At 70.8% G+C, this 15,860-nt stretch carries 15 protein-coding genes; 7 read left to right on the forward strand and 8 right to left on the reverse strand.

What is annotated here, in order from left to right:
• Positions 1-34: 34 nt before the first annotated feature.
• Complete coding sequence (locus EV372_RS04495; protein ID WP_253794829.1) at positions 35-481, reverse strand: hypothetical protein; 447 nt, start codon at positions 479-481, stop codon at positions 35-37.
• A 182-nt stretch (positions 482-663) separates the two neighbouring features.
• Positions 664-1,119, reverse strand: a complete 456-nt coding sequence (locus EV372_RS04500) for a caspase family protein (RefSeq protein WP_253794831.1) — start codon at positions 1,117-1,119, stop codon at positions 664-666.
• A 239-nt stretch (positions 1,120-1,358) separates the two neighbouring features.
• On the opposite strand from EV372_RS04500, the gene EV372_RS04505 reads away from it, so the two are divergent.
• The 7 genes from EV372_RS04505 to EV372_RS04535 all read left to right on the forward strand — a co-directional run bounded on the left by EV372_RS04505 (position 1,359) and on the right by EV372_RS04535 (position 9,178).
• Positions 1,359-1,991 carry a DJ-1/PfpI family protein gene (locus EV372_RS04505; protein WP_019608026.1) on the forward strand — a complete coding sequence of 211 codons (633 nt, stop codon included), beginning with the start codon at positions 1,359-1,361 and terminating at the stop codon, positions 1,989-1,991.
• Positions 1,992-1,993: 2 nt separating this feature from the next.
• Complete coding sequence (locus tag EV372_RS04510) at positions 1,994-2,449, forward strand: MarR family winged helix-turn-helix transcriptional regulator (protein WP_130394980.1); 456 nt, start codon at positions 1,994-1,996, stop codon at positions 2,447-2,449.
• Between the two features lie 89 nt (positions 2,450-2,538).
• The gene (locus tag EV372_RS04515) at positions 2,539-3,543 is read left to right on the forward strand and encodes a threonine aldolase family protein (protein ID WP_130394981.1); all 1,005 of its coding nucleotides are present in this window, start codon (positions 2,539-2,541) and stop codon (positions 3,541-3,543) included.
• Between the two features lie 143 nt (positions 3,544-3,686).
• Positions 3,687-4,478, forward strand: a complete 792-nt coding sequence (locus EV372_RS04520; RefSeq protein ID WP_013154654.1) for an IclR family transcriptional regulator — start codon at positions 3,687-3,689, stop codon at positions 4,476-4,478.
• A gap of 259 nt (positions 4,479-4,737) precedes the next feature.
• Positions 4,738-6,237 carry a glycerol kinase GlpK gene (gene glpK / locus EV372_RS04525; RefSeq protein ID WP_130394982.1) on the forward strand — a complete coding sequence of 500 codons (1,500 nt, stop codon included), beginning with the start codon at positions 4,738-4,740 and terminating at the stop codon, positions 6,235-6,237.
• 217 nt (positions 6,238-6,454) lie between these two features.
• Positions 6,455-7,207 carry an MIP/aquaporin family protein gene (locus EV372_RS04530; protein ID WP_130394983.1) on the forward strand — a complete coding sequence of 251 codons (753 nt, stop codon included), beginning with the start codon at positions 6,455-6,457 and terminating at the stop codon, positions 7,205-7,207.
• 402 nt (positions 7,208-7,609) lie between these two features.
• The gene (locus EV372_RS04535) at positions 7,610-9,178 is read left to right on the forward strand and encodes a glycerol-3-phosphate dehydrogenase/oxidase (protein ID WP_130394984.1); all 1,569 of its coding nucleotides are present in this window, start codon (positions 7,610-7,612) and stop codon (positions 9,176-9,178) included.
• 85 nt (positions 9,179-9,263) lie between these two features.
• On the opposite strand, the gene EV372_RS04540 is transcribed toward EV372_RS04535, so the two are convergent.
• From EV372_RS04540 to EV372_RS04565, 6 genes are all read right to left on the reverse strand, one after another.
• Positions 9,264-9,467 (reverse strand): cold-shock protein, encoded by a 204-nt coding sequence (locus EV372_RS04540; RefSeq protein WP_013154658.1) that lies wholly within the window; start codon positions 9,465-9,467, stop codon positions 9,264-9,266.
• 636 nt (positions 9,468-10,103) lie between these two features.
• On the reverse strand, positions 10,104-11,012 hold the full coding sequence (locus tag EV372_RS04545; RefSeq protein WP_130394985.1) for an ATP-binding cassette domain-containing protein: 909 nt from the start codon (positions 11,010-11,012) through the stop codon (positions 10,104-10,106).
• An 8-nt stretch (positions 11,013-11,020) separates the two neighbouring features.
• The gene (locus EV372_RS04550) at positions 11,021-11,977 is read right to left on the reverse strand and encodes an ABC transporter ATP-binding protein (RefSeq protein ID WP_130394986.1); all 957 of its coding nucleotides are present in this window, start codon (positions 11,975-11,977) and stop codon (positions 11,021-11,023) included.
• Positions 11,977-12,885, reverse strand: a complete 909-nt coding sequence (locus EV372_RS04555; RefSeq protein ID WP_130394987.1) for an ABC transporter permease — start codon at positions 12,883-12,885, stop codon at positions 11,977-11,979. Before EV372_RS04555 ends, EV372_RS04550 begins: the two co-directional genes overlap by 1 nt.
• Positions 12,882-13,877 carry an ABC transporter permease gene (locus tag EV372_RS04560; RefSeq protein ID WP_130394988.1) on the reverse strand — a complete coding sequence of 332 codons (996 nt, stop codon included), beginning with the start codon at positions 13,875-13,877 and terminating at the stop codon, positions 12,882-12,884. The genes EV372_RS04555 and EV372_RS04560 overlap by 4 nt, the downstream gene beginning before the upstream one ends.
• A 188-nt stretch (positions 13,878-14,065) precedes the next feature.
• Positions 14,066-15,769, reverse strand: coding sequence for an ABC transporter substrate-binding protein (locus tag EV372_RS04565; protein WP_130398756.1), 1,704 nt, complete (start codon positions 15,767-15,769; stop codon positions 14,066-14,068).
• Positions 15,770-15,860 lie beyond the last annotated feature (91 nt).

Raw genomic sequence — 15,860 nt, forward strand, 5'->3', positions numbered from 1 at the left:
CGGGTGACATGCGACACACCGGCGCGTTCGGTCGTCACTCCGTGAGCCCGGCGGCCACCGCCAGCCCCACCTCCCCGGACGTGAGGTAGGGCGAGGCGTCGTGCGCCTTCGGCCCGTTGTCCACCGGCAGGTCCGCCACGCCGCCGAACAGCGGGTCGAGCTCCTTGACCAGGGCGACCACGTCGCGCCGGTCGGCCACGTTGGTCCACGTGCGCACCGCCGGCGGACGGGTGCCGCGGCCCTTCTCGGGGGAGGGCAGGAGGCGGTCGAAGATCAGCCCCGCGATCCCGAGGGGGGACCCGATCGTCACGAGGTCGAGGAACGGAGCCGGTCCGGAGGCGGGGGCCGGATCGTCGGAGGGAGCCCGGGAGGCGGCGCACAGGGCCTCGTAGGCGACCACGCTGCCGAGCGAGTGCGCGACGACGAGGCGGGTGTCGGGGCCGATCCCGGCGAGGACCCGCCGCTGGGCCGCCGCCCTCACGGCGGGGTCGGTGAGGTAGGCGCGGACCTGCGATGAGCAGTCCTCCGTCCCCGGTGCCGGCGATGTCCGCCGCGCGCGACCGTTTCCCGGCGTCGCCGAACGGCCCGGCGACCGGTTCGCGGGTCCGCAGGTCCCACACCCGGACCGTGCCGTCGGCTGATGCGCTGGCGAGCAGGTGCCGGTCACCGATACACGCGGTACGGATCCGGCCGCGTCGGAGGCGCCCGCCCCGGCCGAGCAGGTGTCCAGGATGAGCAGCAGTCTGCGCAGCCCCCCTCGCACAGGATCCGGACCAGGTCCTCGGTGGCCAGGGCGGTCGAGGCGGGGGTGTCCCAGCAGCACAGGTAGTGCCGGTCCCTGTCGGGCGCGTATCCGTGGCCCGCGAAATACAGGACGACGACGTCCTCCTCGCCCAGTTCGGCATCGGCGACCCAGCGGCGGATCTTCTCGCGGATGTCGTTGGCGCTCCCGTAGTCGCCGATCCCCTCCAGAACGGATTCGTAGCCGAAGCCGGTGAACAGGTTCCGGACGGCGAGAACATCTTCTCCGACGCCGGTCAGCTGCTCCTCTCTGGACAGGTGCTGGTACCTGGAAACACCGACGGCAAGGAAGAAACGACGGCCGGTTCCGCTCGGCAAGGGGGCAACCTCTCGGTTTTCTTCAGGGGGTTTTATGCACTTGTCGAAGGCCCGAAAAAGCGCGCCAGGCGCTGTCTGATCCATTATGCCCGTGGGAGCTCCGGGGCCCCACCCCTGTGGAAAAGCGCAAACACCCACATAGGACTCACCCTTCACGTGGGAGCCCACGGAGGGAACCCTCCCGGGCCGATCGCCTTTCGGCCATTGACAGCTCCCTGTCAAGATGACAGCATGCTGTCATGATCGAAGACACCAGGCAGACCGTCCACCTCGCCGTGTACGACCAGCTGGCGGACTGGGAGATCGGGCACACCACCGCGACCATCCGGGGCGGCGACTGGCAGCGCGACCCCGGGCGCTACGACGTGGTGACCGTCGGCCTCACCGGCGCGCCCGTCACGACCGCGGGCGGGCTGACCATCCTGCCGGACATCACCCTGCCCCAGCTCAAGCCCTCCTCCAGCGCGATGCTGATCCTGCCGGGGGCCGACGGCTGGGACCTGGACCCCGAGGCCTTCTCGCCGTTCGCCTCGGCGGCCGGGATCTGGCTCGACGCCGGAGTGCCGGTGGCGGCCATCTGCGGCGCCACGGCCGGGCTCGCCCGGGAGGGGCTCCTGGACTACCGCGACCACACCAGCGCCGCGCCCGAGTACCTGCTGGCCACCGGCTACGCCGGGATGCGCCGCTACCGCTCCGCGCTCGCGGTCTCCGACGGCGGCCTCATCACGGCCGGGCCCACCGCGCCGCTGGAGTTCGCCCGGGAGGTCTTCGCGGCCCTGGACCTGTACACGCCCCGCGTCCTCGACGCGTGGTACCGGCTGCACGCCGAGCACGACCCCGGCGCCTACCACGTGCTGCTGGAGGGGGCCTGAGCATGGCCCCTGCCGAGGACAGACACTCCGACCTGCTCACCGGGACGGCGCTCACCGTCTTCCGCCTCAACGGGCAGTTCCTGTCGGTGGCCGAGGAGCTGGCCCGCACCGCCGGACTGACCGCCGCGCGCTGGCAGGTGCTCGGCGCGGTGACCCGCGACCCCCTGCCGGTGTCGGCGGTCGCGCGCCGCTTCGGCACCACGCGGCAGAGCGTGCAGCGCATCGCCGACCTGCTGGTGGAGCAGGGGCTGGCCGAGTACCGGCCGAACCCGGCGCACAGCCGCGCCAAGCTGCTCGCCGCCACCGGGGAGGGCCTGGACGCCCTGCGCCGGATCAGCCCCGACCACGACCGGGTGGCCAAGGCCCTGGTCGCCGAGCTGGGCGAGGAGGACAGCGCCCGTGTACTGGAGGCGCTGCGCCGGCTCTCACGTGCCCTGGACCGGATCGGGAGCGACTGAGCGGCGGGCAGTATCGTCGGGCGGACACCCCGTCCGCCCCGGGTCCGCCCCCCGCCCGAGGGCACGCGTCCCACCAGGAGGAAGACGCCATGATCGACCTGCGTTCCGACACCGTCACCAGACCCACCCCGGCCATGCGCAGGGCCATGGCCGAGGCCGAGGTGGGCGACGACGTGTGGGGCGAGGACCCGACCGTGCGGGAGCTGGAGGAGGAGACCGCCGGGCTGCTGGGCCGGGAGGCCGCGCTGTACGTGCCGTCCGGGCACATGGCCAACCAGCTCGGGCTGTACGTGTCCACCCGCAGCGGCGAGGAGGTGTGGGCGCACGAGAACCACCACCTCATCGGCGACGAGCAGGGCGCGACCGCGGTGCTGGCCCGGGCCCTGCCGCGCCTGTACTCGGACGGGCTCTGCCCCACCGACGCGGTGCTGGAGTCGTGGATCGCCGGCCGGGGCGACGTCCACCGGGCCGAGCCCGCCCTGGTGTGGCTGGAGAACACCTTCACCGGCCGCGTCGTGCCGCTGGCCGAACAGCGCCGGGTCACCGGGTTCGCGCACCGGCACGGGCTGCGCGCGCACCTGGACGGGGCGCGGCTGTGGAACGCGGCCGCCGCCCTGGACGCCGCTCCCGCCGAGGTCGCGGACGGGTTCGACACGGTGTCTGTGTGCTTCTCCAAGGGCCTGGGCGCCCCGGTGGGCTCGGCGCTGGTCGGGGACGCCGACACGGTGCGCAGGGCCCGGCGCGGGCGCAAGCTGCTGGGCGCGGGGATGCGCCAGGCCGGGATCATCGCGGCCGGGGCCCTGTACGCGCTGCGCCACCACCGCAAGCGGGTGGCCGAGGACCACGAGCGCGCCGCGGAGCTGGCCCGGCTGATCTCCGAGCGGTCCGGGCTGGCCGTGCGTGCGCAGACCAACATGGTGCTGGTGCCCACCCCAGCCGGACAGGGCGCGCGCTACGCCGAGGCCTTCGCCCGCCACGGGGTCGCGGGGCTGGGCATCGGCGACGCCGTGCGCCTGGTGGTGCACCTGGAGACCACCGACCGCGACGTCGAGGAGGCCGCCCGGGGCGTGGCCGAGGCCGCCGCCGAGCTGTGACCCCGGCGGCCGGGCGCGGCGGTCGGCCGACCTAGACTGTGCCGATCGCCTGACCGCCCGGCTGCCGCGGGCGTGCCACGCGTCACAACGCGTAGTAGCATTTCGCGTATGACATTGTCGTACTAGAGAGTGGTAGCACCGCAATGCCGGGAAGAATCCAGTCGATCGAACGCGCGGCAGCCATTCTCCGGATCCTGGCCACCGGCGCACGCGGGCTCAGCCTGGCGGAGATCTCCCGGTCCCTGGAGCTGCCCAAGGGCACCGTGCTCGGCATCCTGCGCACCCTCCAGCACGTGGGCTTCGTCGAGCAGGACCCCGAGTCGGGCCGCTACCGCCTGGGCGGGGGCATGCTCAGCCTGGGCACCCGCTACCTGGACGGCAACGAGCTGCGCACCCGCGCCCTGAACTGGGCGGACAGCCTGGCCTCGCGCAGCGGCGAGAGCGTGCGGATCGGCACGCTGCACAAGCACCAGGTGCTCGTGGTCCACCACGTGTTCCGCCCCGACGCCTCCCAGCAGACCCTGGACGTGGGCACCCTGCTGCCGCTGCACGCCACCGCCATCGGCAAGGTCATCATGGCCTTCGACCCCCTGGCGGCCCCCGAGGAGGACCCGGCCGTGGTCGAGAGCGGCGGGGCCCCGGCCCTGACCTCCTTCACCCGGCACACCGTCACCTCCCCCGCCGCGCTGGAGCGCCAGCTCGACCAGGTGCGCGACGACGGCTGGGCGTGGGAGGCCGAGGAACTCGTGGACGGCGAGGTCTCCATCGCCGCCCCCATCCGCGACCGGCGCGGCACGACCGTCGGCGCCATCGGGGTGCGCGGCGCCGTCGAGCGCCTGCGCGGCGAGGGGGGCAGGCCCGACATGGAGCAGGTCTCCTACGTGCGCGACGCGGCGCGGGCCATCTCCCGGGAACTCGGCGTCACCCCCTACTGAGGTCGCACCACCGTTCTCCCACCGCCGCGCGGAAGGCCTCCCGCGCGGCGGCTTCCGGCGTTGGCCCGCGCCTGGCAGCGTTGCCGTCGAGAGGACGTGACGCACGCGACACGATTGCGTCACACGGCCTTGACATGGGAAGGAAAGACGGATGAAACTAACGGCTACTCATACGTCAATGTCGTACAACGTGCGGGTTTAATCCGAAACCGTGTGCGTCCGGCCCCGTCCCGAGCCCCACCCTGAAGGCGAGCACCCGATGAGTCAGCAGTACGTCGCCGCGATCGACCAGGGCACCACGTCGAGCCGCTGCATCCTCTTCGACCGCGACGGACGTATCGTCTCGGTCGACCAACGCGAACACAGGCAGATCTTCCCCAAGCCGGGCTGGGTCGAACACGACGCCATGGAGATCTGGACCAACGTCGAGGCGGTCATCAAGGGAGCCCTGGACAAGAACGACATCACCCCCGACCAGATCGCGGCCGTCGGCATCACCAACCAGCGCGAGACCACCCTGGTCTGGGACCGCGAGACGGGCGAGCCGGTCCACAACGCCATCGTCTGGCAGGACACCCGCACCGACGACCTGGTCCGCGAGCTGGGCGGCGAGGAGGGCCAGGACCGCTTCCGCGACCGGTGCGGCCTGCCGCTGGCCACCTACTTCTCCGGCCCCAAGCTGCGCTGGCTGCTGGACAACGTCGACGGCCTGCGCGAACGCGCCGAGCGCGGCGAGGTCCTGTTCGGCACCATGGACACCTGGATCATCTGGAAGCTGACCGGCCGCCACGTCACCGACGTGACCAACGCCAGCCGCACCATGCTGATGAACCTGTCCACCCTCCAGTGGGACCCCGAGATCCTGGAGGCCATCGGCGTCCCCGAGGGCGTCCTGCCCGAGATCCGGTCGTCGTCGGAGGTCTACGGCGAGGCCAGGGGCTACCTGGCCGGAACCCCCGTCGCCTCCTCCCTCGGCGACCAGCACGCCGCCCTGTTCGGCCAGACCTGCTTCGACCCGGGCGACGTCAAGGGCACCTACGGCACCGGCACCTTCCTGGTGATGAACACCGGCACCGAGCCGGTGACCTCCGAGAACGGCCTGCTCACCACGCTGGGCTACAAGCTCGGCGACGAACCGGCCGTGTACGCCCTGGAGGGCTCCATCGCGGTGACCGGCTCCCTCGTGCAGTGGCTGCGCGACAACCTGGGCCTGATCTCCACCGCGCCCGAGATCGAGACGCTGGCGCGCACCGTGGAGGACAACGGCGGCTGCTACATCGTGCCCGCCTTCTCCGGCCTGTTCGCCCCGCACTGGCGCAGCGACGCGCGCGGCGTCATGGCGGGCCTGACCGGCTACGTCAACAAGGGCCACATCGCCCGCGCCGTCCTGGAGGCCACCGCGTGGCAGACCCGCGAGGTCGTCGACGCGATGAACGCCGACGCGCCCACGGAACTGACCACGCTCAAGGTGGACGGCGGCATGACCGCCGACAACCTGCTCATGCAGATCCTGTCCGACGTGCTCGACACCGAGGTCGTGCGTCCCATGGTCGCCGAGACCACCTGCCTGGGCGCCGCCTACGCCGCGGGGCTGGCGGTGGGCTACTGGCCCGACGTCGAGACGCTGCGCGCCAACTGGCACAAGGCCGCCGAGTGGACTCCCAAGATGGAGCCCGCCGTGCGCGAGCGCGAGTACCGCAACTGGAACAAGGCCGTGCGCCGCACCCTGGACTGGGTCGAGCACGAGGACGCCCAGTAGCGCGGGGGCGGCGTCACCCCACCGAACGACCGGTCCCCAGGAGCCCCGGCTGCCACCTTCGGCTCCCGGGAACCGGCCCGCGGGGCGCCGTGCGCGCTCCGCTCCATCCCATTCCTGTGACGGGTGCGTCCTATTAAACCCCCCGCCTCCGGCCCGGCGCCGGTCGGCGGGGGCCAGGCCCCCGTGACCCGGCTCCCCTGACGGGGCGGAGGTCCCCATGGTCTATCTGGCAGAGTTCGTCGGTACGGCGATCCTGATCCTGCTCGGCGGCGGTGTCGTCGCCGGTGTCTCGCTCGCGCGCTCCAAGGCCCTCAACGGCGGCTGGATCGTCGTCACCTTCGGCTGGGGCATGGCGGTCGCGATGGCCGTCTACGTCGTCGGCGCCACCAGCGGCGCCCACATCAACCCCGCCGTCACGCTGGGCCTGGCCAGCATCGGCGACTTCCCGTGGTCCCAGGTGCCCGGGTACATGCTGGCCCAGCTGGCGGGCGCGTTCACCGGCGCCGTCCTGGTCTACCTGGCCTACCTTCCGCACTGGAAGGTCACTGACGACCCGGACGCGAAGCTGGGCGTGTTCAGCACCGCTCCGGCCGTGCGCAACCTGGTGGCCAACTTCGTCACCGAGGTCATCGGCACCGCGATGCTGCTCCTGGGCGTGCTGGGCATCGGCGCGAACTCCGGCTTCGTCTCCATCGAGGGCGGGGCCGACCTGAGCGGCCTGTTCACCAACGGCCTCGCGCCGCTGCTGATCGGCCTGCTGGTGCTGGCGATCGGCCTGTCCCTGGGCGGCCCGACGGGGTACGCCATCAACCCGGCCCGCGACCTGGGGCCGCGCATCGCGCACGCGGTGCTGCCGATCCCGGGCAAGGGCCCCTCCGACTGGGGGTACGCCTGGATCCCGGTGGTCGGCCCCCTGGTGGGCGGCGTGATCGGCGCGTGGATCTGGAAGCTCACCGGGTTCGGCGCCTGAGCTCCGCCGGCCGGGGACGGTGTGACCGCCGCCCCCGGCCGGCCCCGCCACGACCGCCCGGGCTCCCCGGGCCCCGCGAAGCCCCGGGGTGTCGCGCGCACGCGTGACACTCCGGGGCTTCGCCGTGCGCGCCCTCCGCGCGGGCCGACCGTGTGATTGGCCAACGAAGTGCGACAATGCCGCATCTCATGAACCCCATGCGTTGGCCCGGCTCCCCTGGGCAACACGCGTCAAGCTCGCCTTCGCCCTGGACCACCCCTGGAGCTGTTTTCTCCGCCGGATCACCCCCTCTTCTTCACCAGCGTTCGGCATTGTCGTATTATGAAGGCGATACATCGCCTGAAACGTGGAGACTGTTCAGGTGCACGCGAGGCCCCCTCCATCCCTCCGAGGAGCACAGCCATGACCGTCAGCGCCAGCAAGAACCGCATCGCCTCGTCGCGCTCGCGCACACGCGACGAACTCACCCGGGGGACCTTCGACCTGCTGGTCGTCGGAGGCGGGATCCTCGGGACCTCCGTCGCCTGGACCGCCACCCAGGCGGGTCTGCGCGTGGCCATGGTCGACTCCGGCGACTTCGCCGGAGCCACCTCCAGCGCCTCCTCCAAGCTGGTGCACGGCGGACTGCGCTACCTCCAGAGCGGCCAGGTGCGCCTGGTCGCCGAGAACCACCGCGAGCGCCGGTCCCTGGCCTCGGAGGTGGCACCGCACCTGGTCAACCACATGCCGTTCCTGGTCCCGATCTACTCCGGCGGCCCACACGGGGCCGCGAAGATGGGCGCCGGGGTGTTCCTGTACTCGGCCCTGTCGGCCTTCGGCGACGGCATGGGCCGCCTGCTCTCCCCCGCCCAGGCGCGACGGCTCGCCCCGGGCCTGCGCACCGACGGCCTGCGGTCGGTGGCCGCCTACAGCGACCACCAGATGAACGACAGCCGGATGGCCGTCATGAGCGTGCGCGCCGCCGTGGACGCGGGCGCGGTGGTACTCAACCACGCCGAGGTCGTGGGGCTGCGCACCACCCGGGGCCGGGTCACCGGCGCCGACCTGCGCGACCGTGTCGACGGCGGGGAGTTCGGCATCGACGCGCGACTGGTCCTCAACGCGACCGGCCCGTGGGTGGACCGGCTGCGGAGCATGGAGGACCCCTCCGCGGCGCCCAGCGTCCGCCTGTCCAAGGGCGCGCACCTGGTGCTGCGGACCCCCGAGCCCTGGCGCGCCGCGCTGACCATCCCCGTGGACAAGTACCGGGTGTCGTTCGCGATCCCGTGGGAGGGCAGGCTGCTGCTGGGCACCACCGACGAGGAGTACACCGGGGACCCGGCCGACGTGTCGGTCGTGCCCGCCGACGTGGAGCAGATCCTGGGCGAGGCCGCGCTGGGCATCGACGCGCCCTACCTGGACGCCTCCCACGTCGACTACTCCTTCGCGGGGCTGCGGGTGCTGCCCGGCGGGCCCGGCGGCACCAGCTCGGCCAAGCGGGAGACCGTGGTCACCCAGGGGCGGGGCGGAATGCTCTCGGTGGCGGGCGGCAAGTGGACGACCTACCGCCACATCGGCCGCGCCGTCCTCAAGGAGCTGCGCAAGGTCAGCGCCGTGCCGCTGGCGGAGGACATGGCCGACCCCCTGCGCACGGTGCCGCTGCCCGGACTGGCCAGCCCGGACGCGGTGGCCCAGCGGCTGATCACCGACCGCGCGCCCGGCGCGCCCCTGGACCCGCTGGTCGCCCGCCACCTGGCGTCGCACTACGGGAGCCTGGCCATGGACATCGCGGCGATGGTGCGCGAGGAGCCGCGGCTGGGCGAGCGCATCCACCCCGACGGCCCCGACATCTGGGCGCAGGTGGTCTTCGCCCGCGACCGCGAGTGGGCGGTGAACGCGGACGACGTGCTGCGCCGCCGCACCACGGTGACCGTGCGGGGGCTGGACACACCCGAGGTGCGTCAGCGCACCGAGGCCCTGCTGGAGGGATGAGCCCCCTCCCCCGCGGGGGCCGGACACGCGAACGCCCCGGAAGGCGGAGCCTTCCGGGGCGTTACGCGAGGTTATCGCGTGCTGGTTAGAGCGCGACGACGTTCTCGGCCTGCGGGCCACGCGTGCCCTGGACGACCTCGAACTCCACGCGCTGGTTCTCCTCCAGGTTACGGAAGCCCGTGCCCTGGATGGCGCTGTAGTGAACGAAGGCGTCGGGGCCGCCGCCGTCGGGGGAGATGAAGCCGAAGCCCTTCTCGCCGTTGAACCACTTCACAGTTCCCTGAGCCATGTTCTCTCCTTCAGCTCGGTGTACACGGACGCAGACTCACGTCCGCGAATTGCCGCGAGCCGGACTTCCTTGAAGAAACCGCCCGCCGGTCACAAACTCCGCGGGCAAGACACCAACTGCGAAATTCAACGACTAACAATCACTTTGAACGTACCACAGACAGGTCGGCCAGCGAAGGATTCCGATGTGGCAACCCGCACGGCCCGCCGGGGAATACCGGCGGACCCTCCAGGGTACACGTGTGCCGCATGTGAACGCGCACCGGGACTTCGCCTCCCGTTCGGACCGGCGTCGCCGACACGTCGTCAGCGCACCTCAGGACGGGTGCGCCCGTGACCGCGTCCGCGTCCGGGGCGGCCCCGCCCGAGGCCGCGCAGGTGTGCGGCCCACCGGTCCGCGGGGGCCGGGGAGGTGCCCGCCGACGCCCTCCGGAACGGGCCCGTCGGCGCCCGGAACCGGACCCCGCGAGAGGCTCCGAGGCCGTGCGGACACCCGTGGCACACCACCGGCCTTCCGGGTCCGCGCGTCGAATTGCGGCTCCGGGCGGCCGCTGTCGGAAGCGCGCGGGGAGGGCCGGAAAGCACCGAGGCGCCCGCGGGGGGTGGACGGGCGCCGGGATGAGGGGAAACGGGCGGCTCAGCCCTGGTCGATCCCCACGAAGTGGCCCTCCTCCGCCTCGATCAGCGGAGCGGAGTCCTCGTCGGGCGCCGTCGGCAGGACGACGTCCTCGGGGGGGTTGGCCGCGAGTTCGGCGTCGACCTCGGCCCAGGTGCGGTGCAGCTGCGGCACGCAGGACAGCAGGTGACGGCTGTAGGGGTGCAGCGGGTTGTCGAAGACCCTGGCCGTCGGACCCATCTCGGCGATCGCGCCCTTGCGCAGGATCACCGACTTGTCGCTGACGTAGTTGCCCAGCGACAGGTCGTGGGTGACGAACAGGATGCCCAGGCCGCGCTCCTTGAGGTCGGCGAGCAGGTTGAGCACGTCGATGCGCGTGGAGGCGTCGAGCATGCTGATGATCTCGTCGGCGACCAGCAGCTTGATGTCCAGCAGCAGCGCCCGCGCGATCAGCAGGCGCTGCAACTGGCCGCCGCTGAGCTGGTGCGGGTACTTGTTGAGGACGTTGCCCGGGTCCAGGCGCACCGTGGCGATCGCGGCCAGCACCTTGTCCCGCCACTCCGTCTCCGGGGTCTTCGGGAAGTAGGAGGTGCGGACCATCTCGAAGACGCGGTCGGCCTTGAAGATGGGGTTGAAGCAGCTGAACGGGTCCTGGAAGACCCCCTGCACGCGGCGGTAGTACTCCTTGCGCGCGGCGTGGCCCTTGATGGTGGTGATGTCGGTGCCCTCGAAGGTGATGCTCCCCGAGGTCGGCTTGAACAGGCCCAGCACCATCTTGCCGAGGGTGCTCTTGCCGCTGCCGCTCTCACCGATCAGCGAGACGACCTCGCCCGCCTCCACCGTGAGGCTCACGTCGCGGACGGCGCGCAGGCGGTCCCCGCCGAACGCGCCCACCTTGTACACCTTGTGCACGTGGCTGAGTTCCAGCACGGTCTACCTCACCCCGTCTTCCAGCAGGCGGCCCAGTGGCCGGGTTCGATCTCCACCAGCGGCGGCTTTTCGGAGCACTTGGAGAACGCCATCGGGCAGCGGTCCTTGAACCGGCAGCCGGTGGGCGGGTTGAGCAGACCCGGCGGGGTGCCGGGGATGCCCGCCAGGCGGCCCCCTTGCACGGTGGAGGTGGAGCCGACCTCGGGCAGCGCCCCGATGAGCATCTGGGTGTAGGGGTGCTTGGGCTCGTTGATGATGGTGCCCGCGGGCGCCTTCTCCACGATGTGGCCCGCGTACATCACCATGATCGTGTCCGCCATCTGGTACACGAGCGAGATGTCGTGGGTCACGAAGACCATGCTCTTGATGTAGCCCCGGTCGCGGAACTCCACCATCGACTCGGCGACGGAGCGCTGGGTGGACACGTCCAGGGCCGAGGTGACCTCGTCGGCGATCAGCAGCGACGGGTTGAGCAGGGTCGAGATGACCATGACGACGCGCTGCTTCATGCCGCCGGACAGCTCGATCGGGAACCGGTTGAGCACGTCGGTGTCCAGGCCGACCAGTTCCAGGCGGCGGTGGAGCTCCTCGGTGACGTCGGCGGGCCGCACGCCGCGGGCGCGCAGCAGCTCGTTGATCATCTTCCCGATCTTGCGGGTCGGGTTGAGCGCGCTCATCGCGTACTGCGGGATGAGCGAGATCTCGTGGTACCGCAGGGGCACCATCGCGCGGTCGTCGGCGATGGGCACGTCCTTGCCGTCCAGCTCGATCGTGCCGCCGACGTGGCGCATCCGCGAGTCCAGGCGGATCAGGCTCTTGCCCAGGGTGGTCTTGCCGCAGCCGGACTCGCCGGCCAGGCCCATGATCTCCCCGTCGGCGAGGTCGAACGTGACGCCGTCGAGGGCGTGGACGTCCCCGCGCAGGGTCTGGTAGTAGACCTTCAGGTCCTTGACGCGCAGGGTCATCACAGCTCCCGCAGCTTGGGGTTGAAGACCTCGTCCAACCCGACGTTGAGGATGTACAGCGAGCCCACGATCACGGTGATGCCGAGACCCGGCGGGATGAACCACCACCACATGCCGAGGGTGAGCGCGCTCCAGGCGACGGCGCTCTCCAGCATCAGGCCGAGGGACACGCCGTTGGAGGGGCCGAGGCCGATGAAGTCCAGACCGGCCGCGGTGAGGACCGCGCCGCCGAACAGCAGGATGAAGGACATCACCAGGTACGAGCTCATGTTGGGCGCGATCTCGGTGGTGATGATCTTCCAGGTGCGCCGACCGCTCAGCCGGGCCAGGTCCACGTAGTCGCGGGTGGCCAGGGACAGCGCCTGCGAACGGACCGCGCGGGCCGCCCACGGCCAGGCGGTCAGACCGATGAACAGGCCCTGCACGAACAGGCCGCGCGCGTCCAGGTAGGCGATCGCGACGATGAGCACGACCATCGCGGGCAGCACCAGGACCACGTTCGTGATCATGTTGAGGATCTCGTCGATGATCCCGCCCTTGTACCCGGCGACGAAGCCGACCGCCGTGCCGATGACGAAGGCGACGCCGCCGCCGAACAGGCCGATGATGAACGTGGCGCGCACGCCGTGCACGAACTGGGCCCAGATGTCCTGGCCGAACGTGGTGGTGCCCAGCCAGTACTCGCCGTTGGGCGGCTGCATCTGCGGGCCGACGTACTCGTTGGGGCTGTCGCTGACGAAGAGGGGGCCGACAATCCCGAGCAGCAGGAAGGCCAGGACGATGCTCGAGCCGATGAGCAGCTTGGGGTTGCGCCGGGCGAAGTACAGGGCCTCGGAGCCCTTGCGCCCGGCCGGTTCGGGGGCGTCCGCCTTCTCGGCGGTGCCCGGAGCTCCGGCGACGTTCGTCATGAGGAGCCTCCCGTCATCTGGACCCGGGTGCGCGGGTCGATCAGCACGTAGACGATGTCGATGATGAAGTTGGCGATCAGCACGCCGACGACCACGAACAGGAAGACGCCCTGGAGCAGGAAGAAGTCGCGGCTGTCCAGGGAGTCCAGGATGAGCTTGCCGAGGCCGGGGTAGTTGAACACGATCTCGGTGAGCAGGGAGCCCGCGATGATCGTGCCCAGCTGGACGGCCAGACCCGTGATCTGCGGCAGCATGGCGTTGCGGAACGCGTAGCGCCGGACCAGCTTGCGCGGCGCGCCGAGGGCCTGGAGGTAGTTGGAGTAGTCCGCGTCCAGCTCGTAGATGATCATGTTGCGCATGCCGATCGCCCAGCCGCCGAGCGCCACCAGGAACATGGACAGGAACGGCAGGAACCAGTGGGTGATCAGGTTGGAGATGAACAGCCAGCTGAACTCGGGGCGCAGGGAGAAGCTGTAGCCGCCCGAGGCCGGGAAGATCCCGGCGACGATGCCCAGGCTCCAGGCCAGCAGCAGGGCCAGCCACATGTACGGCGTGGCGGTGAGGATGTAGCCGACCGGCAGGACCGTGTTGTCCAGGGCCTTGCTGCGGGCGGCGAAGGCGCCGAAGCGGTTGCCGATGACCCAGCTGAGCAGGATCGCGGGGAGCAGCAGTCCCAGGGTGAAGGGGACCGCCCTCAGGATGACGTCGAGGACCGGCTCGGGGTAGAGCATCACGCTGATGCCCAGGTCCCCCTTGAACAGACCCGCCCAGAAGCTCAGGTACTGCTCGTGCAGCGGCTTGTCGAGGCCGAAGACCTCCTCGTAGTAGGCGGTCATGGCCGCCAGGGCCTCGGGGTCGCCCACCGAGGCTCGGGAGAGCATGCTGCGGATGGGGTCGCCGGGCATGAAACGCGGAATCATCCAGTTGATGGTGACCGCGACGATGAACGTAAGCAGGTAGACGAAGAGCTTACGACCGATATAGCGCCACACACGTTCCTCCAGGTGATGGCGGCGGACAGTCGAGTGGCCCCGGAGGGGCGCGGCACGGATCCTGGGTGGTGTTCCGTGCCGCGCCCGCTCTCCTGGGGCGTCCCCCGGCCGGGCTCTTTCGCGCCGTGCCTCGGCCGGGGTCGGGGAGTGGTCAGCGGGGTGGACGGGGGAGAGCCGCTCCCCCGCTTCTACTCGACCGGTTCGATGGAGGCGAGGGTCTCGACTCCGCCGAGCTCGTACCAGCCCTCCCACATCACCGCGGGGGTGCTGGGCGCGCCCTCCGCCTCACTGGGCCAGTTGGTCCAGGCGGCGTTGTTGGCCTGCGACCACTGGCCGTTGTACCAGAGCGGGATGGTCGGCAGCTCGGCCAGGAAGTGCTCCTGGAGCTGCGAGGTGACCTCGGCGGCGGCCTCGACGTCGTCGGCGGGGACCCGGGCGAGCTCCTCGGTGAGGGCCCACGCCTCGTCGCTCTCGTAGCGGTGGAAGTTCACCGTGGTCTGCTGGTCCTGGACGGGCAGCTGGTAGAGGTAGTCGTAGTAGGTCCACGGCGAGTTGCTCAGCTGCCGGGCGTTGTTGATGACCAGGTCGAACTCGCCCGCGTTGCGGTTGTCGTTGAGCAGGCCCTCGTCGGGGAACTCGGCCGTGATGTTGATGCCGACGTCCTGGGCGTTCTGCTCGATGAGGCGGGCGGCCTCCATCCAGTCGGTCCAGCCGGAGGGCACCGCGAGGGTCAGGGCGATGGGCTCGCCGTCGGGCGTCTCGACGAAGCCGTCGCCGTCCTCGTCCATGTAGCCGGCCTCCTCCAGGATGGCCACGGCCTCGTCCGCGTCGAAGGTGAAGCCCTCGCGCTCGACCAGCTCGTGGTCGATGTAGGCGTCCCACTCGGGCAGCAGGCCCGTGGGGTTGGCCGGCTGGACCAGGTTGGCGTACGGGCCCTCGACGATCTGGGTGATGTTGATCGAGTGGGCCAGGGCCTGGCGGAACGCCGTGTCGTTGAGCGGCTCACGGGTGTGGTTCGGGATGAGCCACGCCGTGTTGGCGCTCTTCATGTACGGGGGGCCGTCGTAGAAGCTGGTGATGGTCTCGTTGCTGTTGAGGACCTGGTCGATGCCGGGCAGGAAGTTGTTGGAGAGGTCGACCTCGCCCTGGTTCAGCATGCCCATCGTGACCTCGTTGGAGGCGTTGACGATGTCGACGATGTAGCGGGCGTCCATCGTCATGTCGAGGGCTTCGGCGGCCCACCACTCGTCGTTGCGCTCCCAGACCATGCGGTCGTCGGTGTGCGACTCGTAGACGTAGGGGCCGGTACCGACGGGGTTCTCGTTGGCGCTGTCGGTGATCTGGGTCTCCTCCATGTCGGCCCAGATGTGGTCCGGGACGATGGGGTTGGAGTAGGCCCAGTTCATCCACTCCTGCGGACGGCTCTCCGAGAAGGTGACGGTGACCGTGCGCTCGTCGGTGGCCTCGACGCTCTCGACGTAGTCCCAGACGTTGCTGTAGGGAACGCCGCTGATCTGGCCGAGCTCCAGCGTGGTGACCACGTCCTGGGCGACCAGGGGCTCACCGTCGTTCCACGTGACGCCCTCGCGCAGGGTGATCACGTGCTCGGTCTCCGAGGTCCACTCGTCGCTCTCGGCGAGCCAGTGGACGTACTCGCCCGCATCCGGGTCGTAGTGGAAGAGCGACTCGTAGACCAGGCCGTTGGTGCCGACCGCGAACTGGCCCCGCATCATCGGGTTCCAGCTGGTCGGTGCCGACCACGCCGTGCCCGTGGTGTACAGGGTCTCGTTCCTGGGGTACTGACCCGAACCGCCCTCGCTGTTCCCGTCGCCACCCGAGCAGGCGCTGACCGCGAGGGCCAGGGCCGCGAGTGCCGCCGGAAGCCGCAGCATTCTCATCTCGACTCCTCCTTGTCACCCGGCCGGCCTATGGGGGGAGTCCCCTCCGTGAGACCGGAAGGGTTGGGAGCGCTCCCAGTGGTGA

The organism is Nocardiopsis sp. CNZ308, assembly GCF_004217075.1.